Annotated in this window: 18 protein-coding genes and 1 pseudogene; 12 read left to right on the top strand and 7 right to left on the bottom strand. The window is 61.0% G+C overall.

The window, feature by feature from the left end; translation table 11 throughout:
* Window positions 1-16 precede the first annotated feature (16 nt).
* The gene (gene gcvH / locus PM3016_RS03515; RefSeq protein ID WP_014368432.1) at window positions 17-400 is read left to right on the top strand and encodes a glycine cleavage system protein GcvH; all 384 of its coding nucleotides are present in this window, start codon (window positions 17-19) and stop codon (window positions 398-400) included.
* Between the two features lie 126 nt (window positions 401-526).
* Here gcvH and PM3016_RS03520 read toward each other — a convergent pair.
* The 5 genes and pseudogenes from PM3016_RS03520 to PM3016_RS03540 all read right to left on the bottom strand — a co-directional run bounded on the left by PM3016_RS03520 (window position 527) and on the right by PM3016_RS03540 (window position 9,142).
* Window positions 527-2,507: pseudogene (locus tag PM3016_RS03520) on the bottom strand (glycoside hydrolase family 15 protein).
* 352 nt (window positions 2,508-2,859) lie between these two features.
* The gene (locus PM3016_RS03525) at window positions 2,860-3,069 is read right to left on the bottom strand and encodes a KTSC domain-containing protein (RefSeq protein ID WP_013914509.1); all 210 of its coding nucleotides are present in this window, start codon (window positions 3,067-3,069) and stop codon (window positions 2,860-2,862) included.
* A gap of 148 nt (window positions 3,070-3,217) precedes the next feature.
* Entirely contained in the window at window positions 3,218-5,623 is a 2,406-nt protein-coding gene (locus PM3016_RS03530) for a sugar phosphate nucleotidyltransferase (protein ID WP_014368433.1), read from the bottom strand.
* 15 nt (window positions 5,624-5,638) lie between these two features.
* The gene (locus PM3016_RS03535; protein WP_014368434.1) at window positions 5,639-8,629 is read right to left on the bottom strand and encodes a 1,4-alpha-glucan branching protein domain-containing protein; all 2,991 of its coding nucleotides are present in this window, start codon (window positions 8,627-8,629) and stop codon (window positions 5,639-5,641) included.
* Between the two features lie 12 nt (window positions 8,630-8,641).
* A complete protein-coding gene (locus tag PM3016_RS03540) occupies window positions 8,642-9,142 on the bottom strand; it encodes a DUF4912 domain-containing protein (protein ID WP_014649352.1) in 501 nt (166 codons plus the stop codon).
* A gap of 524 nt (window positions 9,143-9,666) precedes the next feature.
* Here PM3016_RS03540 and PM3016_RS03550 point away from each other — a divergent pair.
* The 5 genes from PM3016_RS03550 (at window position 9,667) to PM3016_RS03570 (ending at window position 13,812) form a co-directional block, all read left to right on the top strand.
* The gene (locus PM3016_RS03550; RefSeq protein ID WP_014368435.1) at window positions 9,667-10,095 is read left to right on the top strand and encodes a hypothetical protein; all 429 of its coding nucleotides are present in this window, start codon (window positions 9,667-9,669) and stop codon (window positions 10,093-10,095) included.
* Window positions 10,096-10,523: 428 nt separating this feature from the next.
* Complete coding sequence (sigI, locus tag PM3016_RS03555) at window positions 10,524-11,321, top strand: RNA polymerase sigma factor SigI (RefSeq protein ID WP_013914515.1); 798 nt, start codon at window positions 10,524-10,526, stop codon at window positions 11,319-11,321.
* A complete protein-coding gene (locus tag PM3016_RS03560) occupies window positions 11,318-12,820 on the top strand; it encodes an anti-sigma-I factor RsgI family protein (protein ID WP_014368436.1) in 1,503 nt (500 codons plus the stop codon). Before sigI ends, PM3016_RS03560 begins: the two co-directional genes overlap by 4 nt.
* A 309-nt stretch (window positions 12,821-13,129) precedes the next feature.
* Window positions 13,130-13,435, top strand: a complete 306-nt coding sequence (locus PM3016_RS03565; protein WP_013914517.1) for an antibiotic biosynthesis monooxygenase family protein — start codon at window positions 13,130-13,132, stop codon at window positions 13,433-13,435.
* Complete coding sequence (locus tag PM3016_RS03570; protein ID WP_014368437.1) at window positions 13,432-13,812, top strand: hypothetical protein; 381 nt, start codon at window positions 13,432-13,434, stop codon at window positions 13,810-13,812. Before PM3016_RS03565 ends, PM3016_RS03570 begins: the two co-directional genes overlap by 4 nt.
* A gap of 86 nt (window positions 13,813-13,898) precedes the next feature.
* Here the strand turns inward: PM3016_RS03570 and PM3016_RS03575 are convergent, their stop codons facing one another.
* On the bottom strand, window positions 13,899-14,390 hold the full coding sequence (locus PM3016_RS03575) for a DinB family protein (protein ID WP_013914519.1): 492 nt from the start codon (window positions 14,388-14,390) through the stop codon (window positions 13,899-13,901).
* Between the two features lie 202 nt (window positions 14,391-14,592).
* Here PM3016_RS03575 and PM3016_RS03580 point away from each other — a divergent pair, with 202 nt between their 5' ends.
* The 4 genes from PM3016_RS03580 to PM3016_RS39280 all read left to right on the top strand — a co-directional run bounded on the left by PM3016_RS03580 (window position 14,593) and on the right by PM3016_RS39280 (window position 18,105).
* Window positions 14,593-15,159: a CGNR zinc finger domain-containing protein gene (locus PM3016_RS03580; protein ID WP_014368438.1), complete on the top strand. Its 567-nt coding sequence runs from the start codon at window positions 14,593-14,595 to the stop codon at window positions 15,157-15,159.
* A 243-nt stretch (window positions 15,160-15,402) separates the two neighbouring features.
* Window positions 15,403-16,434 (top strand): aldo/keto reductase, encoded by a 1,032-nt coding sequence (locus PM3016_RS03585; RefSeq protein ID WP_014368439.1) that lies wholly within the window; start codon window positions 15,403-15,405, stop codon window positions 16,432-16,434.
* 95 nt (window positions 16,435-16,529) lie between these two features.
* Window positions 16,530-17,270: a M17 family peptidase N-terminal domain-containing protein gene (locus PM3016_RS39275; protein WP_238540428.1), complete on the top strand. Its 741-nt coding sequence runs from the start codon at window positions 16,530-16,532 to the stop codon at window positions 17,268-17,270.
* Window positions 17,218-18,105, top strand: coding sequence for a peptidase M17 (locus PM3016_RS39280; RefSeq protein ID WP_238540429.1), 888 nt, complete (start codon window positions 17,218-17,220; stop codon window positions 18,103-18,105). The genes PM3016_RS39275 and PM3016_RS39280 overlap by 53 nt, the downstream gene beginning before the upstream one ends.
* 92 nt (window positions 18,106-18,197) lie before the next feature.
* Here PM3016_RS39280 and PM3016_RS03595 read toward each other — a convergent pair whose 3' ends face one another.
* Window positions 18,198-18,776 carry a hypothetical protein gene (locus tag PM3016_RS03595; RefSeq protein ID WP_014368440.1) on the bottom strand — a complete coding sequence of 193 codons (579 nt, stop codon included), beginning with the start codon at window positions 18,774-18,776 and terminating at the stop codon, window positions 18,198-18,200.
* A gap of 328 nt (window positions 18,777-19,104) precedes the next feature.
* Here PM3016_RS03595 and PM3016_RS03600 point away from each other — a divergent pair, with 328 nt between their 5' ends.
* The gene (locus PM3016_RS03600; protein ID WP_014368441.1) at window positions 19,105-20,043 is read left to right on the top strand and encodes a Gfo/Idh/MocA family protein; all 939 of its coding nucleotides are present in this window, start codon (window positions 19,105-19,107) and stop codon (window positions 20,041-20,043) included.
* A 95-nt stretch (window positions 20,044-20,138) separates the two neighbouring features.
* A complete protein-coding gene (locus PM3016_RS03605; protein ID WP_014368442.1) occupies window positions 20,139-22,334 on the top strand; it encodes a PAS domain S-box protein in 2,196 nt (731 codons plus the stop codon).
* Window positions 22,335-22,392 lie beyond the last annotated feature (58 nt).

Raw genomic sequence — 22,392 nt, forward strand, 5'->3', positions numbered from 1 at the left:
GGAGCGGTGCCACCATATGGAAATCATACCGGGATTAAAGTACAGTGAGACTCATGAATGGATTCGCGTCGAAGGCAACCGTGCGGTCATCGGCCTGACGGATTTCGCCCAAGAGGAGTTCGGGATGATCGTCTTCGTCGAGCTGCCGGAGCCGGGAGACGAACTGAAGGCGGGAGAGCCGATCGGCAGCATGGAATCGGTAAAAACGGTGACGGAGATGTACGCGCCGGTCAGCGGAAAAGTACTGGAGATCAATCCGAAGCTGACCGCCAATCCGAGCCTCATTAACATGTCGCCTTACGGTGAGGGGTGGCTGGTCATCGTGGAGATGAGTGATCCGGCCGAGCTGGAACGCCTCTGGGATGCGGACAAGTACGAACAAACCTATGTGCATGAGTAAAGAGCAGCCTGACCCTCGGTCGGGTTGCTTTTTTTAGTGCGCAAAATGCCCCAGCTCCAAGTAAGGCTCGGAACTGGGGCAGGAGGCATTGCGTCAGGCGGGCAGAGAGCCTTCTGATGTGGCTCCTTACGCCTGCTTGCCGGCGGCGGCCAGCAGCTTGTTGTACTTCTCCGTGTACTTCACCACGCTGAGGACGTAGGTCGCATGCGACCAGGTCAGCGGGGCGACGGATACCGGCCCGCCGTCGAACGGGTCCAGCTGCTCGGGGAGCACGCCGCTCTCCATCGCGTGCTTCACGACCCACTCCAGTGTCCTGCGCGGGGACTCGAGATCATCGAGCGTCTTCGCGCATTCGATCTCCCATTCGGCGATCCACAGGGTGCAGATGATCCAGGGGTTGCCGGGGATGTTCTCGATATCCGAGGAGCGCTGGAAGTAGTAATCGTGATGGTAGCGCGCCACGCCGCCGATGTCCGTCTTGATGGTGAGGCCTTCGCGGTTCGCCTTCATCGTGGAGACGACGCGGGGGTCATCGGCCGGCAGCACGCCGAACTCGAAGATGCCGTACACGCTGCTCTCGAGCGTCTTATCCTTGGTCCATACGCCGCCGTCGAGATACAGCCCCCGGACGAACCGGCATTCTTCCTCGTCGTACAGATGCTTCAGGATGCCGGTCTTGATCTTCTCCGCCGTGTGGCGGTACCGGCTCGAGCGTTCCTCGTCGCCGAACAGGGAGCAGAAGTTCGCTGCGGCAATCAGGCCGCCGTACACCGCAGAGGCCGTGAAGGTGAAGATGCCGTAGCGTTCCTCCCACAGGTCGTAGCTCGGCTTCGGCAGGCCCAGATCGTGCTCCATGTAGCTGGACATGAACCGTGCCGCACGCCGGATCAGGGTCCGGTAGAGCGACTGGGGCAGCTCGATCACGCCGTGCCGCTCATAGTCCTGCCACAGGGCGAACAGTACGAGCGCCGTTTCGTCCTCCTGGATCGGCAGCTGCATGTTGCCTCCGTTGAGGTAAGGATGCCAGGACGAGCCGACCGTTCCGTCCGGATTGTATTTGTGGTGCAGATAGCCTTCGGGGGAGAGGGCGTTCGCACAGAAGTGGAAGAACGGCGTAATCATGCCCTGGTAGCCGGCCATCGACATCGCATACGCGATCAGGGCGCCGTCCCGGGGCCACGATGTAGCTGTAATGGTCGCGGTTCGACTGCATGATGTCCGAGTCGTTGGCGGCGATGATCGCCCCGTTGACATCCGTCTGTGTCCGGACCATGAGCAGGCTGAACTTGTAGAGACGGATGACCTCCTCCGGCAGGTTGCCGTAATCGCGCTCGGACTTGTTCACCCAGCGCTGCCAGTAGATCTGCGTCCGGTCGAGCAGCTTGCCGGGATGGCTGTCTTTGACGTAGGCGTCGAGCTTCTTGACCTCTTCGAGGTTCTTGCCCGCCGTCATCCAGTAATACAGCGTCTCTTCCTGCCGGGGCGGCACATGCATCCGCACGGAGACCGTGCTGTCCACGGAGCCCTGCGCAATGGCATTGCCCATGAGGTGGCCGTCCTCGGCATCGCGCCAGGTGCCTTCGGCATTATAGAAGCGCTTGACGCCTGTCGTATATTGAAAGAGTCCTTCCGTTCCGGCCAGGCCGTTGAACATGAAGTACCGGTCTTTTTTATAATGAAACACGGTGTTGTTCTGGGGGTAATAGGCCGCCGTATCGCCGACTTCGGTCTCGTTGATGACCAGATCCTGGTTGAAGAACATGCGCACCTCGCGCACTTTGTCCCAGTGGTTATAGACCGAGATGCGCTTGAGATAGATGTCCTCCCGCTGGTGGACGCCGTCATTGATCACAAGCGAGATCCCGAGGTGGTAGTGCGACGCCTTGACCTGCGTCACGAGCGAATCCTCGACGTACGAAAGCTCGAAGCTCCAGTCCGGGTCCGACAGCCAGCTGAACGCGCCGTCCACCCAGAGACCGACTCTGCATTGATAGCCGCCGATGTGGTTCAATTGCCCTACATAAGGATAATACAGGTCGCGCATATACGTATTGCGGTCCAGGTTGATCAAAAACTTCCCGTTTCCGATGACTAAATGTCTAGGCAATGGATCCACATCCTTTTCTATCGCGAATGCTTTCTCTCTCATAGAGTACCTTTTTATGACAATCGGGTCAATGTATGAAACCCGGATGAAAACGTGCGGTATCAGGCCTTTCAGGCCGCCTGCGGATGTGCGGCAGTCCGGAACGAGGCCCGCAGCCGTGCCTATTCTTCCACGCTTACCTTTCCCTATTAACCTACTATTGCCCCTTTGAAGAAAACTATACCGGCGAAAAAAAGAATCCCCGGTCCGTGAGCGGGGATTCAGGCGGGGAGCGGCGGCTTCCTCCCCGAACGCGCCTCAACTGTGATGGAGCCCCCTCGGAAGCCGATGCCCGCAGGAAGAGGCGGCGCCTTCAGCCTTGGCGGAGCGAACCGTCTACAGCGGTCATCTTCATCACGAGGTCGTAGCGGTTGGGGGACTGCAGCAGGAGCTGGTACTGGTCCGGCATCACGCCGCTGCAGGTGTACGTCTGGCCGGTATGATACTGGATGTGCATTTGCGAAGCCTGGTCGTCGTACCTCACATAAGCAATCTGCTTGGAGGGGATCGGAATCAGCTTCATGAAGCCATCTCCTTCCGGGGACTCTGGAATTCTTCCGTACGTGCGCTAGGGCATGGCAAACAGGCAGGACAGCGGGAACGAGCGCTTCCGCCTCCCCGGCAGCGGCAGAAGCCGCCCGCCGCGGTCGCCAGGTTACTATACCGTATGCTTACTGAAGAAAATTTAGAATATGGTCCCGGTACCGCTCCAGCAGTTCGGCGGCATGGGCTTCATGCTCTCCCTGGGCGACGACATTAAAGTGGGGCTCGTCCGAATCGGGCAGCAGCAGCACCCAGCCTCCGTCATCATAGAACTTGATGCCGTCGATGAGCTCGACCCGGCGGCCCCGGGTCCGCTCCATCATGCGCCGCATGACCTGTCCCTTGCGGTCCCAGGGGCAGTCCACCGTCTCCCGCTGCAGGTATACCGAGGGGATGAGCCCCAGCAGGCCGTGGAGCGCAGCACCGCTGCGGTGGAGGTTGCGGAGCACGAGGCCGGCGGCAAAGAGCGCGTCATAGAGCGGGTGGAGCGCCATCGCTTCCGAGACCTCCATGATGCTGCGGAGGTTCTCCTTGGTGCGGACCACCCGGCATCCCAGCCCGGCGGCCAGGCTCTCCAGCAGCTGTGGGGCGCTGACCGGCACACCGATGGCGCTGCCGGGGTAGCTGTGGAAGAACGAGAGATACTGCAGCAGGGTGAGCCGGTCCCCGGTGACAGGCGTACCTTCGGCGGTCACGAGGCCCATCCCGCGCCCGTCGCTGTCGACCCACAGCCCCAGGTCCGCCTCAAGGCGGGGAACCAGGGAGGCGAGCTGACCGCGCTGCGCGGCCTCCGGCAGGTGGATGGGTTCGCAGGCCAGGGCCCGCAGCAGCGGATGCAGCAGGCGGAACACGTCGGCCCGTGCCGCCACCGCCACCCGCAGGGGGGCCAGGCCGTCCGGCTGGCTCTCCAGGGCGGTGGAGCCGGCCACGGACTGGACATACAGCCCGCTGAGCGAATCATCTTCATGATAGCTGCCGACCGCTTCATGCGGCGCTCTGCCGTAGTCCTCCTGCCAGAAGGCGTTATCGACCTTGCGTTCGGCGCTTCTCGTCAGCGGCAGTCCGGTGCCGTCGAAGCATTCGAAGGTGCAGCGGCTGCCGTCTTCGCTGAGCCGGATATGGATGCCGCCGGCTGTGCTCAGCTGCCGGACGGCGAACCGGGCCACGGGCGGAAGCACCACGCCGAGGTCGATGACATGGACGCCGACCGAGCGGAATGCCGCGGTCGCGGCGTCCTTCATCACCTCCGCGAAGCCGTCCTCCGAGCTCGAGACCGTCAGCGCCCGGCCGGCCGCCAGTACCGAGCCGTAAGCGGTGGCGAAGCGGGCGGCGAACTCCGGCGTGATCTCCACGTTCGGGGTGCCCGATACGCTCCCCGAGCGATACAGGGAGCTCCGCGCCGCGTCGCCCCAGATCAGCGAGGCATTCAGCTGCGTATTTTCCCCAATGCTTTTCTTGGGCCAGATCTTGACGCCGGGATGCACGACCGCCTTCGGGCCGATAATGCAGTGGCTGCCCACTACGCTGCCGTCCGACAGCCGGGCGGCTTCACGGCAGACGATGCGGGAGGCCAGCGTGGAGCCGAGCAGCTCGCTGCCTTCCGCAACCCGGTTGTGGTCCCACAGCACGGTGCGGGAGAGCACGGTGCCGCGCGCCACCTTGTTCCCTCGGCCGAGAATGCAGTATTCACCGATCTCCGCTCCGTCCTCGACCTCCGTCCCGTCTCCCAGATACGCCGGTCCGCGCAGCGAGGCGTCCGGAGAGACGGACACCGAGCCTTCCGCGAAGACGCCCGGAGCAATCTCACGGCCCCGGATACGCACCTTCGCCCGTCCGTCCAGCATATCGAACTGGGTCTGCCGGTACTGCTGGAGACTGCCGATATCCGACCAGTAGCCGTCCGCCACGTAGGCATACAGCGGCAGTCCTTCGCTGAGCAGGGAGGGGAAGAGCTGGTTGCTGAAGTCATATTCGATGCCGGCCTCGAAGCGGTCCAGCACCTCCGGCTCGAGAATATAGATGCCGGTATTCACCGTGTCGCTGAACACTTCCCCCCAGCCCGGCTTCTCCAGGAACCGGACCACCCGGCCGTCTTCTCCGGCCATGACCACCCCGTACTCCAGTGGATGCTCCACCGAGGTCAGCACCAGGGTGGCAAGCGCCCCTTTCTCCTTATGGAAGGCGACCGCCGCGGAGAGATCGAAATCCGTCAGGGCGTCGCCGCTGATCACCACGAACGGTTCGTCCAGAAACTCCTGCGCATTTTTGACGCTGCCGGCAGTGCCGAGTGGCGCCGTCTCCTCGAAATAATGCAGAGAGACCCCGTGGGCTTGTCCATCCCCGAAGTGGTCCCGGATGACATCGGGAAGATACTGGATCGTGACGGCAATCTCTCCAATCCCGTGCTGCTTGAGCAGCTCGATAATATATTCCATGCAGGGGCGGCCGGCCAGAGGCACCATGGGCTTCGGGACGTGACAGGTCAGGGGGCGCAGCCTCGTCCCTTTGCCCCCTGCCATAATGACGGCTTTCATTCGCAAACACTCCCTTTACGGATTTGGTGCCAGAGCCGCTTCCGTCTCGGAGGGCTCAGACGGTTCAGCCGGCTCGGAAGCGGCGGTACGGGTGCCGGCCCTTACCGGCGTCTGGTCATGGGTCAGGCTGCGGTAAGCCAGGGCGGTGTCTTCAGCGATCCGGTCCCACGTGTAGGCGGCCTTGAGCTTGGCGAAGGCTCGGTCCGCCATGCGCGCGCCCAGCTCAGGATGAAGCAGCAGCTCGCTGACATGCCAGGAGAGCGAATCCACATGGCCCGGCAGCGCCCGGTACCCGTCGATGCCGTGTTCGACCATATCGGCGAGGCCGCCCGTATCCGAAAGAACGACGGGGCGCCGGTGCTTCATCGCTTCCAGCGCCACGATGCCGAACGGTTCATAGTGGCTCGGAATGACACATACATCCGCCGCCCGGTAGAGCAGCTCCTTCGTTTCGTCATCGACGAAGCCCAGGAAGCGGACCTTCTCGCCAAGGGGGGCGGCCAGCGCCCGCAGCTGATCTTCCATCGGCCCGGCACCGCCGATGAACAGCACGGTGTCCGGGGCGGCGGAGAGGATCGCGGGCATGGCGTGAATCAGCGTCTGCACGCCCTTCTCGAAGACCAGCCGCCCGATGAAGAAGAGAACGCGCCGGCCCTCGGCGCCGAGCCGCTTTTTGGCGTCTGCTGCGTCATTCTTCGAGGCTCCCGGTGCAACCTTATCCAGCCGCACCCCGTTAGGGAAGACATAGAGCTTGTCGTCCGGCAGATGGAACAGTCCCTGTACTTCGCGCTTCATATAAGGACTGCAGACGATCACCCGGTCGGCGTCATAGGTCAGCCCTCCCTCCAGGCGGTGGATCGCTTCGGACAGGGGGGAGCTGAGGCGCCCGTGATTGCGTCCCCATTCGGTCGCATGGACGGTCGCCACCATCGGCACGGCGTAGCTCATCTTGATCTCGCGGGCCGTGTGGTAGACCATCCAGTCATGGGCATGAAGCAGATCGATCCGTCCGCCGTGTTCTTTCCAATTCACAAGATAATCGGTCATCGCCAGATTCATCTCGAAGGTCCAATGATAAAAGTCGGTATCGTAAGAGTGCTGTACCGGAACCCGGTGGATATACACGCCGTTCTTCCGCTCGAAGTAAGGAGCGCCATAATGTGAGCTGGTGAGGACATGGACGATCTCCCCTTGGGCGGCCAAGGCCTCCGACAGGTCGCACACGGCGCGGGAGAGCCCGCCGACAGACTTCGGCGGATATTCCCAGGCGAGCATGAAGATGTTCGGCCGGCGGGCTGTGTCTGCCAGGATCTCCTGCCACTGCCCGGGATCCGGGATCAGCGGATTCGGCGACGTGCGGCAGATGCTGGCGTAATCGCGATAATCGATCACCGGGAAGGGGTTATCCTTCTTCTCGAGCTCAGTCACGTAGGCTTCGTCGAGGCGTCCGGCTTCGATCCCGTCGCACAGGAGATGGAAGCAGCCGAGATGATCCTTAGTCCGGCGGCAGGCATACTCCACGACGGTCTTCGAATCCATGATGAACGCCCAGTCGCTGCTCTGCGCGAGCATCAGCTCGCGGGCCGCCTGGTTCAGCGCCCGCTTCAGGAGCCCGGCGCTGAGACCTCTGCGGCTCTCCAGGTGCTCATGCTGTGAAGCCAGTTTCACCATCCGCATCTCCGCCTCGTGCAGGTGGGGGTAGATCCAGTCGTTCGCCCCCTGCAGCCAGACTTCGGCCGTGGAGCTGCGGCCCCAGCTCGATTCGTTCAGCTTACCGGTATCGGCCACAGGATATTCCTTGAGATAGCCCGAAGGGGTAATGAGGGCGAGCTCGTGCTGGTCATGGAAGATTTTGCGGCAGAGCATCTCGATCCACAGCGGCCCTTCGTACCACCAGTGGCCGAACAATTCGGCGTCATAGGGGGAGACGATCATCGGACGACGGTCCAGATGGGCATACCAATGCTCCGCCTGCTTCCGGCGGTTCAATAGAAAGTTGCCGGCGTGCTCGGCGGCCCGCTCCCGGGCCCAGTCGGGGTTATACGGCTCCTTGTGGCTGCCCCTGCCTGTAATACGGTAGTACTTGATGCCCGTATTGACGCGTTCGTGGGTAGGCAGGACATAGGGGCGGATGTACTCCCATTGCTCGGGGTCGTTCCAGCCGAGATCCCAGCCGATGTCCCGGTAGTATTCACGGTAGTTAAAATCGCCCGGATATCCGTTCTGCGAGCTCCACACCTGCTGGGACGATTCGGGATCCCGCGGGAAGGCCGTCACCCCGTACGGCGTCATCAGCGGCGCATAGAGCTCCCGGTTCGGCCGCGGGGTGGCATAAGCCACCGCCGAGGAGTCCGAGATGAAGAAGTCGATGCCGCAGTTCTTCAGGATCCGGTCGATGCCGGGGGTGAAGCCGCACTCCGGCAGCCAGATCCCCCGGGGGCTGCGCCCGAAGTGGCGCTCGTAATCCCGTACGGCGGTCAGGAGCTGGGCGCGGATCGCTTCTTCGGTCTTCATCAGCGGCAGGAAGCCGTGGGTGGCCGCGCAGGTGAGGATCTCTATCTTCCCGAGATCCTGATACTCCCTGAAGCGCCGGATGATATTGCGGCCGGCGTGCTCGTAGACCCGCTTCAGGGTCCGGAACCGGTCCGCATACATCCGGGCAAGCGGCAGCAGGCGAGGATCCTTCTGCAGCCGGACCTTCTCCTTATCCGCGAGCTCGATCAGCTTGTCGAGATGGCCGGCGTACCGCTGCTGCATCAGCGGATCCTCACACAGCGACAGCAGGGTAGGGGTCATGGAGAAGGTAAGCCGGAAGTCGACGCCGTCCGCACTGAGGCGGTCAAACATCTCGACGAGCGGCAGATAGGTCTCCGTCATCGCTTCATGGAACCAGCGCTCCTCGAGATAATCATCCTTGTCGTAGTGGCGTATGTAGGGCAGATGGGCATGCAGAACCAAAGCCAGGTAGCCTTTCAGCTCAGGCTTCGGCTTGACGCGGTTGATCATAAACGCACGACCTCATTTCATACAGTTGGAGTAAGCGTTAAAGTTCTCGAAGTCGTGCGGCCGGATCGGCACATGAATCACCCCGGGCTCGCGGACTTCAGGGACGGTGGATACGAGCGGGGCTCCCCATCCGGCGGCGCTGTCCCTGGGCGTCATGACGGCATTCGAGCGCAGGAGGGGGACAAACTGGCCTTCGGGTGTGGAGATGCCGAAGTCGGCCATATACGTGGTACCGGCCTGGACCCCGTGGATATACCATGAGGAGGCTTCCGGGGTCGTTCCCAATTCCCGGAACCCGTTCGCATTGTTTCCGTTGAAATAAACGGCGGTGACGTCATAGATTCTCAGCGTCTTGGGGAGTGCCCCGTAATCGCATGCGAAGTGCTGCGAGCAGAGCCAGCGCTTGCGGTTGCTTACTTCCCAGTAGGTGAAAAGGGTGTGCGGTCCCTGTACGAGCAGCTGAAGCCTGTCCTGATGATACCTCTCCGGCAGTTCAAAGCCTGAAACAGGCATGGAGTTCACTTGAGGTCCTCCTTATTCCTTCCGTCCGGGGAAGGCCATCCGAAAATGAATAACGGTCCCTTACAGAATTTGCAGGCGGATGGCAATTTATACAGGGCGGCTGTCCGTCTCGTCGGGGCAACCGGGACATCGGATGAGAGGCTGAAGGGGATGAAGTCCCGGGAAAACGGGACGGCAGTACCTCATTGGATGGTTTTCCCAGTCTCATTTTTGGCATAAAAAGAGGATTTTTGGAGGGGGAAGTCGAATACGTGTGACGGTGCCCAGTTCAGGCGGGACTCTATCCAGAATCTAGACCCGCGTTTGCTCTGAAAGAACCTGCCGACTTGTCCGATATAAATAGTGAGAGCAATCACGGAACGCGGGAGCAGCCAAGGGCTGCTTGCCGGGACCGGGACGGACTCATGCAAAGTCCGCCGGAGTTCTCATAAACCAAATCAATCGATCAGGGATTCCGGAAGAAGCTTGAGGCTTCTCCTGCATGACCTGTCATAGAAGAACAGGGGGCAATATCGATGAGTTTCTGCTGTGGCGCCAGTATGCTTGGAACGAAGGGGACACTGAAGCACATCCGTACCCAAATTCACAATGTGCCGCTTTTATTTTGCCCGGTATGCCACCGTGTAGAGGTACACCATCTGGTAGAGAACGAATATGAGATTCTGGCCGAGTACGCGCATGGCGACGGGGCGCCGGAAGTTGATTTTCACGAATATGTGGAACAGAGGGACCACACGGAGCTGTATGAGAACTGTGTGAACCATGAGAACGAGGATCCGCTCGAGGTGGTCCGCAGCCAAATCGATATGGCCCTGGACCTGCTCACCGTAGCCAAAGAGATTGGGGATGCGGAGTGGGAAGAGCAGCTCAAGAAGAGATTGAACGTGCTGAGCCAGCGGCGCAGCCGATTGAAGAACAAGAAAACCATGCGGGGCCTCTCTTAGGATTCCCGCAGGATCCTGACATATGTCCCTTCCGATCGCCTGTCTGTGGGGCGGACGGGCAGCGGCCCAAGAAGGGCTTCTGCACGTCCGTCCGCTCTGCGCTTCCGGAGCATTCATGACAGCCATGATGCCCGTCTGCGTATTCAGCGGCCCTGCCCATCCAGACCAGCGGCCGAAAAGGGACATTTTTGTTTGTGTAAAGAAGGGACATTGTTTCTGTAGGGAGTCCCACCTCCCTTGACGCTTGAGACATACCGACACGGCCGCGCCTTCGGGCAGGAGGAACGCTTCCTGCAAGCAGAGAAGGCGGCAACCGGCCCAGGCGGAGGACGGCCGATTCCAGCTTTAAAATATTGGCCGTGCCCCCGCCCGCTGACCCCCGTAATCGACATCGGGCCAGCGAAAATCTGTAGTGTGAGGTGGAACGATTGCTGCTCGTTTTATTCAAGAAATTCTTAGGAAAACGCCAGTCTCACCACCCGGAACCCGCGGATACACCGGAGGAAATCGTCATTCGCATTCAAGAGGGTGATTTGCGCCTGCGCAACCAGTTCATCACGGATTATCAGCCGTATGTTGCGAAGGTAACCAGTCGATTCTGTAAACGCTACGTGGACCCGTCCCGGGACGATGAATTCAGCATCGCGCTCAGCGCGTTCAACGAAGCGATCAATCAATTCTCTCCGCAGGCCGGGCGTTCGTTCCTCGGATTTGCGGAGCAGGTGATGCGCCGCAGGCTCATTGACTATGTCCGCAAGGAACAGCGCTTCTCCCAGCAGCTGCCGTACAGCGCCTTCGAGGTGGAGGACGAGGAAGACAACATCGTCAACCCGGTCGAAGTGCATCAGGCGATCGAGCAGTACGAGAAGCAGCGGGGCATGGAAGAGCGCCGCGGCGAGATTATGGATCTGAACCGGGCCCTGTCCGATTTCGGCATCCAGTTCGCAGATCTCGTCGACGCTTCCCCGAAGCACGACGACTCGCGGCAGGCGCTGTTCGGCATTGCGAAGAAGCTGTCGGCAGACACGGAACTGATGCGCCTCATGCTGACGAAGCGGATGCTCCCGATCAAGGAGCTGCTCGACATGGTGAGCGTATCGCGCAAAACGCTGGAACGCAACCGCAAGTTCATTATTGCCGTTGCGCTGGTCTATCACGGACCGTTCCCGTACCTTAGAGATTATCTGCACATCAAAGACGAAGAAGAAGGGGGGGACGCACATTGAACAAAGGAATCGTGATGGAAATCACGGGGAAAGACCTGATCGTTATGCGCCGGGACGGCAAGTTCGACCGGGTGCCGCGCCGGGGGCGCTCCTGTGAGATCGGGGAAGAGATCGTATACGCCGAGGAAAGCCGGGGCTGGCTCAGACCGTCGGTGGCTGCCCGCTCGGCCATGGCTGCCGCAGTGGTCTTCTGTATCGTGCTTTTCGCTTCCTGGGGCGGCAAGCTCGGCAGCCCGAGTGTGGTTGCCTACGTATCGATGGATATCAATCCGAGCGTGGAGATGGGCATCGACAAACAAGAGAACGTGCTCGAGCTCCGCGGGCTTAACGATGACGGCAAAGCATTAATCCAAGGGCTAGAGTACGAAGGCAAGCCGCTGAGCAGCGTCACCGAGGAGCTGCTGGACCAGGCGGAAGCCAAGGTGCTTGCCGCAGGCGAGGCGGAGATCGTCATTGCTTCTACCGTAGTCGATGCCGATGCAGCAGTAGACGATACCGTCATCGCCGAGAAGGTCAAGCAGCAGGTGACGAAGCATATGGAGGCCGCCCATCCGGAGCAGGCGCAGGCCTATCAGGTGGCCGCCTTCGCGGCACCGCAGGAAGTTAGGAAAGCCGCCGAAGAGAGCGGAGTCTCCACAGGCAAATACACGGTTTATCTCCATGCCAAGAGCAATGGGGCGGATGTGACCCTGGACGAGATCAAGCAAAAGTCCGTATTGAGCATCTCGAAGGAGAAGCCGGAGGTGGCTGAGGTCATCAAGCCAACCCGTCTGCCGAACAAGTCGGATATGAAAAAGCTGGTTGAGGAAGAGAAGGCCGGCGAGCTGGACAAGAAGCTCAAGGAGAAGAAGAGCGGCTCCAAGAACGGTTCTACGGCCAAGCCGGTGACGGACAAAGAGGAAGAGGACGACGAGAAGAACAATTCGGCGAAAAAGCCGGAAAACTCCGGCTCGTCCGGCTCCTCGAACGGCAAGCCGAAGGCCACTGAGAAGGAAGAGGAGAAGAAGAGCAGCGGCACCAAGAACGGTGCGGGCTCTTCCTCCGGCAAACCGAGCGGCAAAGCGGAAGATGAGAAGGAAACCAGCGGCAGCAGCAAGACGGATGCAAAGAAGGAAGAGGAACGCCGGAAGGAAGAGGAACGCCGGAAGGAAGAAGCCGCGCGTTCCGAAGCATTGAAGAAGAAGCAGGAAGAGCAGGACAAGAAAGCGGAAGAAGCCCGTGAAAAAGCGGCGGAAGCGCTGAAGAAGCAGCAGGAAGAAGCGCGCAAGGAGCTCGAGAAAAAGAAAGAGGAGCTCAAGAAGCAGGAAGAGAAGAAGAAAGAAGAGCAGCAAATGAAGGAAGAGCAGCAGAAGAAGGAAGAGCAGAGCAAAAAGAACGAGGAAAAAGAAAGCAAGAAGAAGGAAACAGAGGGAAAGAACGAGGATTCCAAGAAAGAGAAAGAGGAATCGAAGAAAAGCATGAGCTTGTCCGAACGGCTGAATCTCTTATTCAGCAGTTAGAAACCGGGGTATCGCGTTGGACGATCCAGCCCGGTTGGAAGGCGGCGCAAGTTCCTGGATGGATAGCGAAGCCGCTGTTCCCAGCCTCCCTCTGATTCTGTTTTTTGACGGCCTGTCGGTGCTTTAAGTGCTTCTTTATCCCTTACCCCCTCCTTGGCCCTGTACAGGGAGGATAGGGGTAATTTTATTTGAAAGCGGTTTCAATCCATCGCGACTATCTCTTGTCATGAAGTGCATGAAGACCTGTGATAGAATAATAGGAAGAAACGCACGGACAGGCGGGTTGTTCAGGAAAAGGAGAGATGGCTGATGTATATTGTGCATTCCATGGTGGAGGTGCCGGAGGGTAAGGCTGACGAGGTCATCGGGCTGTACCGCAATCGATCCCGTCTCGTGGACCAGGCTCCAGGCTTCGTCGGATTCCAGCTCTGGCAGAATGAAGTGAAACCCGGTGAGCTTACGGTGCATATGCAGTGGGAGAACAAAGAGAGCTACGTCGCATGGGTGACCAGCGATGATTTCAAACGGATTCATGAGCTCGAGAAGAAATATCCGGATCAGGAGCTCGCCTCGATCAAGCCGGTGGTCCGGCGCTTCGAAGTGGTAGCCGAGTGAACGGGGTTATCGGGCGTCTGATCGATGAGGTCACGTCGGCGGTCTATGAGAACGATCCTCAGCTGCTTGAGAGGTATGGAGAGAGAGGCAGGGTCAAATGCAGGGAGGATAACGAACATCACTTCCGTCATTTGGAGACGGCCTACCTCATGAAGGAAAAGGCGATCTTTACGGACTATGCGCTCTGGCTCAGCGAGATCCTCAGCCGGCACGGCATGGAGCCAGGGCATCTCATCGACAATTTTCGGGAGATCGACGCGGCGCTTCAGCGGACCCCCGAGCTCTCCGTGGAGCTGAGGGAAGGCTACGGTCTTCTGCTCGATGCGGCCGTCCACCGGCTCCGGCAGCTGGAGCGGCAGCCGGGCGGAGGAAGCTGACGAAGCTCCCGAAGCTCACAAAGCGGAGGCGGACAAGCGGGCCGGTATTTCTGTGGTTCTCTGCAGAAACACCGGCCTCCCGTCCATTATTCGAAGGAGCGGCGGGCCGGCCAGGAGCCGCGGAGCTTGCGGAGGAGCACAATCTGGCCGGTATGGTATGCGTCATGGAGGGTCAGGGCTTTGACCCACAGGTCCAGCGGCTTGCCCGGAGTGCGGTTCTCCCAATCGCCGTCGCTCAGGGAAGCGATCTCCTGCCGGATGGCGGCATGGACTTTCTCAAGCCGCGAGAACACGGCATCCCACGACGCTTCCCCGGATGTCTCCGGCCGGAAGGTGTCGTCATTGGTCACCCCGTCCGGATATTCGGTTTCTTCGCCGGTCAGACGCTTCAGGAGGCGTTCCTTGTAGAAGAGCAGGTGTTCCAGGTTCTCGCGGATCGTATTGGCCGCTGCGCCCTCGGGACGCCAGGAGGCCTCTTCCTCGGTCATATCCTTGAGTACGTCGCGGAGAGGAGGGTACCAATCCTCCCGGTCGATACAGTGATCCCATCCGTGAAGCAGCAGGTCGGTTTTGTTCATGGCTCAGTTACCTCCTTGGCTTAAATAAAAGAATGGATGATGAAGACCTTGCGGTTGCGGTTGTGTAACTTGTCATATTGAATTATGATCGTTACACAGTGAGTTTAGCATAATTTGGAACAGGGATTCAAGTAACGATTGTAATTATTTTTTGGTCGTTACAACAGAGGTGTACATCAAGTATAAACGGGGATGAAGGCAGATGTTGTGGGATGACTTTCTGAACAGCGAGTGGCATGACTGGCGGGGCAGCGGGAGAAGCGAGGACCGGCTGGATCAGCCGGAGTGGATCCGGAAGTGGCAGGAAGCGCACGGGCTTGCGGTGGAGCGGCTGCCGGACGCCCGGCAGCTCGAGGCGCTCAAGCGGCTGAGGAGCCTGATGCAGAGCATGGTGAAGCTCCTGGCGGCGGAGGAGCCGGTTCCGGAGCTTCTGATTGAAGAGCTCAACCAAGTGATGGAGGGCGGGCCGGTGCTCCGGCGCCTCGTGTGGAACGGGGAGCAGTACCGGGTGCGGCTGGAAGCGCAGCGCTCCACCTGGGAGGCCGTCATGGCGGAGACGGCAGCCTCGCTTGCCCGTACGCTGGCCGAAGGCGATCCGACGCGGATCCGGATCTGCGAGAACCGGGACTGCTTGTGGATCTACTACGACGATACACGCAACCGCTCCAAGCGCTACTGCGATGACAAGCTGTGCGGCAATCTCATGAAGGTGCGCCGGTTCCGGGCGAAGAAGAAAGCGGAGGCGGAGGAGCCGGAGGAGCCGGAGTAGGCGGGTAGAGCCGCGGATGTCCCGGCAGCAGTCCTGCCCTGCGGCCGGAGGATTGACGAGCTTCAGGGCGGCGGGCGCACAGGGTCCTGAAGGGCGGCGAGGCCGTTTATCTTAAGGCAGGGAAGCGGGAACCGCCCGGACCTCCGGGCTCGGCAGCGTCTGTTTTTTTGGCATGGATTGGACTATAATGAGGTCAAGAGTGCACGGGCACATGCAAGCGGAGAGAAAAGGAGCGTTGTCTACATGCGTTACACGATGTTCGGGAACACGGGATTCCGCGTATCCTCCCTCGGTTTCGGGGCGATGAATCTGCCCGGCGTGCCGCTGGAGCAGGCCAGAGAGACACTGAATTATGCGCTGGACCACGGCATTAACTATATCGATACGGCGGCGGGGTACCGCAACAGCGAAGAGATTATCGGCGAATGCATCTCGCACCGCCGAACTGAATATTTCCTGGCGACGAAGACGGCGAGGCGGGACTATGCCGGGGCAATGGAAGAGATCGAACGCAGCTTGACCCGTATGAAAACGGATGTCATCGATCTGCTGCAGATTCATTATGTCAACACAGTTCAGGATTTTAAAGCGGCAATGGGGGAGAATGGAGCTTACCAGGCTGCTCTTGAGATGAAGCGCATGGGGCATGTCCGGTTCATCGGTCTTACGGGACACCGTCCGGATCTGCTCACGAAATGGATTGCCAAGGACCAGTTCGATCAGGTGCTGTTCCACCTCAGCCTCGTGCAGCCGTTCGCCCTGGACGAATTGATTCCGGAGCTCATTCGGCGGAATATGGGACGCACGGCCATGAAACCGCTCTCCGGCGGCTTCGTGCAGCCGGTATCGAAGGCGATCCGGTATCCGTACAGCCAGGACGTACATACGACGATCTCGGGCATGGTCTCCATTGCAGAAGTGAAGGAGAACATGGCAGCGATGGAAGCGGAGATCGGTGAGAGGGAGAAAATCGAGCTGGAGGCGCTGGCTAAGGAGCTCGGCAGCCATAACTGCCGCCGGTGCAACTACTGCTCCTGTCCGGTCGAAGTGAAGATTCCGGACGTGATGATCTCGAGCCAAGTGCGGCGCACCTTCGGTCTGCTCCCGAAGGGCAATGAATTCTACGAGAAGCAGCAGGGGCCTATTCTCTCCTGTGCGGAGCATGAACCCTGTAAGGAGAAGCCGCTCTGTGAGCAGCAGTGCCCGTATCACCTGCCGATCCAGCAGATGGTGACGGAAGCGTCCCTTCTCTATAACAAAGTAAGCCCTGCTTAGGCGTCATCATAAAGGCGGCGCGGATGGGGCATACGAACCCATAAACTATATACAGCAAGGCCCGTCAGCAGACGGATGGGCCGAGGAGGAAGGGCATGCAGCAGCAGGAGCTGAAACGTTTGGTTACACAGGAGCTTGAGCTGGGCATCCGGATCATCCCGGATGCGTCCCATCTCACAGAAGGGGAGGAGCCGGGCACAGCCCGGGTTCTCTTCCTGGCGCAGGGCGAAGGCGAATCGCTGGCAGCCGCGGCCGAAGGCCTGCCGGCGGCGCTGCAGCGCGAGGTCCGCTCGCTTGCCGCGCGCGGCGTGTTCTCGGGCCGCCTGGGTCAGACGGCGGCCGTGCCGACCCTGGGCCTGATGCCGGGCTATCAGGCCGTGCTGCTCTGCGGGCTGGGCGAAGCCGCCCGCAGCGAGGGCACCGACGCCTGGCGCGACGCAGGCGTCTACGCGGTCCGCGCCGCGCACGGGCAGGGCCTCGTGCGCCTCGCGGTGCCGCTGCCGCGCGCCGGGCGCGCGGTCTGCCGCCGGCGCACGCAGGCGCTGGCGGAAGGGCTCTGGCTCGGCGCGTACCGCATGCCGAGCTATGCCCGCGGCAGCGGGGCGCCGCAGCCGCCCGCCCTGCGGGAGGCCGTCCTGCTCGCCGGCACAGCCGAGCAGGACGCGCCCGGCGGGCTGGAGCCCGCGCTTCGCGCCGCAAGGGCCAAGGCGCTGGCGGTGTACGCCGCGCGCGACCTGACCAACCTGCCCGGCAACTATCTGGTGCCGGACACGGCTGGCCGGGGTGGCGCAGGGCCTCGCCGCCCGTTACGGGCTCGAATGCACGGTGCTCGATGAGCGCGCAATCGAAGAGCACGGCATGGGCGGACTCGCCGGTGTCGGCGCGGGCAGTGCGAACCCGCCGCGCATGGTAGCCGTGCGGGTGCGCGGTACGGCCGGAGGCGGGGAAGTGCTCGGTCTGGTCGGCAAGGGGATTACCTTCGACACCGGCGGCATCTCGCTGAAAAAGCCGGAGGGCATGGAGGAGATGATCAGCGATATGGGCGGCGCGGCCGTTCTGCTCGGCCTGCTCCATGTGCTGGGGACGCAGCCGCCGCGCGACGATGTGGTCATCGTGATCCCGTGTGCCGAGAACATGCCGTCGGGCACGGCCTTCAAGCCGGGCGACATCCTCACCGTGATGAACGGCCAGACGATCGAGGTGCTGAACACGGATGCCGAAGGCCGGGTCGTCCTGGCGGACGGCGTACTGTATGCCAAGCAGCTGGGGGCGACGCGGCTGATCGATGTCGCAACCCTGACCGGCTCCGTGCTCATGAGCTTCGCGGATGTGGCCACAGGGGCTGTAGCCAACAACGAAGGGCTGCTCGGCGAGGTGCTCTCGGCGGCCCAGCGGGCCGGGGAGAAGGTGTGGCCCCTGCCGAACTATCCGGAGTACCATGAGATGCTCCGCAGCTCGGTGGCCGATATCAAGAACGCGCCGTCGAAGGACCGCTGGGCGGGCTGCATTACCGCCGGTCTGTTTATTGGCTACTTCGCAGGTGAAACTCCGTGGGTTCACCTCGATACGGGCGGTACCGCCTGGCTGTGGAGCCCGCGGGGGACCGAGCCCGTCGGCGGGACCGGCGTTATGGTGCGGACCCTGGCCGAATACATCTACCCGGAAGCGTAGGAACAGAGCCGGCTGAGCGGTTTGGATGGAAAAGAAAAACAGCGGACCCGGTCACGCCCTATCGCGTAAAACCGAATCCGCTGTTCAGGGGGCTAGGCCTGCAGGCGCTCGCCCGCCGAAGCCGGCTGGGGACGGGCCCCTTCTTTGGCCGCTGCCGCCGCATCCAGATCGCTGACCCGAATGACAAGCCTCGAGACTTCATGCGTTGTAAAGGATAAGCTGCGGGTTCTCTCGGCCAGCTGGCCGAGATCGATGCCTACCCATCCCTTCTTGGACGGGTGGGGCGCCAGATCGTAGGCGAGTACGGGGAGGGAGGCGGCAGGTTCGCCGTTCCCTTCCCGGGCAGCCTGCTCTCTGCCGGCAGCCGTTGGGTTCAGCTTGCGGAGGGACTTCAGCGGCAGATACAGCCTGCCGCGAGTCCAGCGCAGATCCTCCGGCTCGAAGGAGACGGAGAGGACAGGCTCTTCACCCAAAGACTCCAGCCGGAAACGGAAGCGCTTGGAGGGCTTGATGTATTGGTACGCTTTTCTCTCCGGAAGCAGCATCGTAATAACGAGCGGCATGGCGCTGGCCGCGTACAGGAAGTAGATCGATTCAAAACGGTACGACAATCCGAGCAGGGACAGGAAGACCAGCACGGACAACGCAAAATACATATTTAATTTGGACATGGTTTGTTTTTTCCTCCAGGTCGATTCGGACGAGAAATCAAAAGGGTTTGAGCATCATAGGCTTGATATACAGGCCATTTATACGGCAGCCCGCTGCATCCGGGCAGCATTCCTATTTTACCACACGGGTCAGTGGCTTGAAAGCAGGATAAAGCCGGCCTGGATGTCAATTTTTTGTAAGGGCGGGGGACTATCGGACCCTGCCGCGAGGCTCATTTTATTATCTATATCGGCCGGCCCGGCTGCAAGCGTTAGCGGTTACCGGCAGGTGGACCCAGAGACGACGTGCAGCTGGAGGAACGGTTCGTTCAGGCAAAGGGGAACTGAGATGCGTACGAGAATCGGAATCATAGGATTAGGGGATATCGCCCGCAAAGTATACCTGCCGCTGCTCTCGACCGACGAGTCCGTCGAGATCGCAGGGATCGCCTCCCGGTCGGAGGCTACGGTCGAACGGCTGGGAGACCAGTACCGGATCGCGGGCCGCTTCGGGTCCGTGTCCGAGCTGCTGGAGCGCGCTCAGCCGGAGGCGGTATTCGTACACAGTCCGACAGGGACGCATGAGGAGATCGTTACGGCGTGTCTGCAGGCCGGGGTCCACGTCTATGTGGACAAGCCGCTGTCGTATGAACTGCAGGCTTCGGAGCGGATGGCCGCCTTGGCGGAAGAGAGGGGGCTGCTGCTCGGCGTAGGGTTTAACCGCCGGTTCGCGCCGCTGTATACGGCGGCCAAAGCGTGGCTGGAGGAAGCGGGCGGCTTCGATCAGGCGGTCGCCGTGAAGCACCGGACGAAGCTGCAGAGCTTGAGCGCCAAGGAGACGCTGTACGACGACCTCATCCACATGCTCGACCTGCTGCTCTGGCTCGACGGTGAGGAAGCGGAAACCGCCGCTTACCTGGAACGGTGCAATGCGGCTGGACAGCTGCTGCACTGCACGGGGACCTTGTCCTTCGGCAGGCCGGATGGGCGGGGGCGCGTCGGACAATTCGGCATGGTACGGGAGGCGGGCAGTGACCTGGAACGGCTTGAGCTGCACGGCGCATACCGCTCGGCCGAGGTGGTCAATCTGGAGCAGGCGGTATGGATGGAGGCCGGGTCGTCTCCCAGGCACCAGTCGTTCGGGACATGGGATACGATTCTGCACCGCCGGGGCTTTGCGGGGGTTGTCTCGCATTTTCTGGAATCGCTGTCCGACCCGCAGGGCTGTACGATTCGGGCGGACCGGGTGCTTGCGGTCCACAGGCTGGTCGAGAAGCTGCATCCATAGGCACTCGGGAAGACGGGACGAAGCCAGTCGCGAGGAACTGGGGCGAAGACAAGCATCATGAGAAGAGGATAACCGGGGAGGCAGATCGGGTGGAGATGCAATCTTTATTCGAACGGGTATTTACGCAGTTGTCTTCGGGCGCAGCGCTGCTGACCGGGGACGGGAAGTTCGTTCGTGCGAACAAGGCCTTCTGTGCCCTGCTGGGCTATCCCGAAGGCGGCCTTCAGGGGGTGTGGGAGGCGGAGGTGACGGCCGGTGGAGAAGAGGCTGCTGCCCGTCAGCCCGGAGCCTGGGCTCCGGACAGCTTGACGCCGTCTTGTACCATGGAGAAAAGGTACCTGCACCGCCTTGGACACCAAGTTTGTCTTTCTGTGCAGCAGACCCTGCTGACCCAGGCTGCGGAGCTGCCGGAAGGCTTCGAGGCGGGGAGCGGAAGCGTCTATCTGCTCGAAGCACGCGAAGTGAAGGCTCTTCCTTCGGCTGGACCGTCCGCCTGTGCCTCGGAGCTCCACCACCTGATCTCCGGCTACTCCAGAGATATTATCGCCTATGGCGTGAACGGTATCCTCGAGTATGTGTCTCCTGCTTCTCTGCACGGGCTGCTCGGTTATACGCCCGAGGAGATCGCGGGGGTTCATGTGACGGAACTGGTGCATCCCGACGACTGCAGGAAGCTGCACAGGGAAAATTTCCGGGACTCCGTTCTCATCAACTGCCGGCTCCGCCACAAGAAAGGACGCTACATCCCCTTTGAAGTGGCTGTCAATCGGATGCCTACTGCCATTGACGGATTCCATAAGGATGTCTACATCGGACGGGATATGACCGAGTCCGAGCGGGTGCAGCGGGCTCTTCGTACCAGTGAACGCCGTCTGGCGCAGACCCAGGAGCTGGCGCGGATCGGTGGCTGGGAAGGGGATCTGGCCGCAGGAGAAGTCATTTTGTCCCCGGAACTGCTCCGGATTCTGGATCGGCCGTTCTCCTTCCGTCCCAGCTTCCGGGGACTCGTGAATCTGCTTCACCCGGAGGACCGCTCGCACGCCATTGGCAGCCTGCGCAAGACGCTCGAAGGGGCGGCCTTCCACTTCGAGGGACGGGTTCTGAACCGCGACGGCTCGGTGAAGTACATCCGGGCCCAAGGGACAGCCGCAGCCTGGGAAGAGGGCAGCCCGCCCCGACTGCAGGGCACCGTCCAGGACGTCTCCGGGCAGAAGCTGATGCTGCAGATGCTGGAGGAGAGCGTGGACCGTTACACGTCGCTGAAGCGATATAACCTGGACGGTATCGTCTCCTTAAATGTAAGCGGTATTATTACTTCGGCCAACCCGGCTGCCGAGCGGATCACCGGCTACTCAACCCTGGAGCTGATCGGGATGCACTTCAAGGATCTGCTCCACGAGAGCGAGCATGACCGGGTTCAGTCCGTGTTTCCTCGCATCATGAATGCGGAGACGCTCGAGGCCAGCGAGATCCGGATCCGGCACCGGACCGGCCGGACGCTTCATCTGCTGGTGACCCCGGCGCCGATCTTCGTGAGCCGCAAACAGGTGGGCTGCTATATTCTCGCCAAGGACATTACCGAGCAGAAGCGCAAAGACGAGCTGCTGCTCAAGTCCGAGAAGCTGTCCATTGCCGGGCAGCTGGCGGCGGGGGTGGCCCACGAGATCCGCAACCCGCTCACCGCCCTCAAGGGCTTCGTCCAGCTGATGGGCCGCGGCTGCGGCAGCGCCGATCTGTACCTGAGAATTATGGCGGAGGAGCTGGAGCGGATCGAGAGCATCATCAGCGAGCTGCTCATGCTGGCGAAGCCGCAGGCGCTGCGGATGAAGGACTGCGATCTGGGGACGCTCGTGCAGGAGGTGGTCCTGCTGCTCGGAACGCAGGCATCGCTGCAGAATATCGAGATTGACCTACAGCGCCCTGCCGGTTCGGGACCCTGGATCCGGGGCAATTCCAATCAGATCAAACAGGTGTTCATCAACCTCCTGAAGAATGCCATGGAGGCGATGCCCCGGGGCGGAGTGATCCGTGTGGGAGTGGAGGAGACCGGAGAGACGGATGCGGCTCCTCTGTCTTTAGTCCGCATTATCGATCAGGGCGGCGGGATCGCGGAAGAGCAGCTGCGGGTCCTCGGAGAGCCGTTCTATTCCACGAAAGAAGCGGGGACGGGGCTCGGGCTGATGGTCAGCCACAAAATCGTCGAGCATCACGGCGGCAGCATCCGCATCACCAGCGAGATGGGCGTCGGCACTTCGATTGAGGTAGTGCTGCCGGCCGCAGCAGGGGCATGAGAGAGGCAGACCGGGGGCAGCCGCCCCTTTTTGGGGTATACTGAGAAGAGGAGACCTT

This window comes from Paenibacillus mucilaginosus 3016, assembly GCF_000250655.1.
GTDB classification, from domain to species: Bacteria; Bacillota; Bacilli; order Paenibacillales; family NBRC-103111; genus Paenibacillus_G; species Paenibacillus_G mucilaginosus.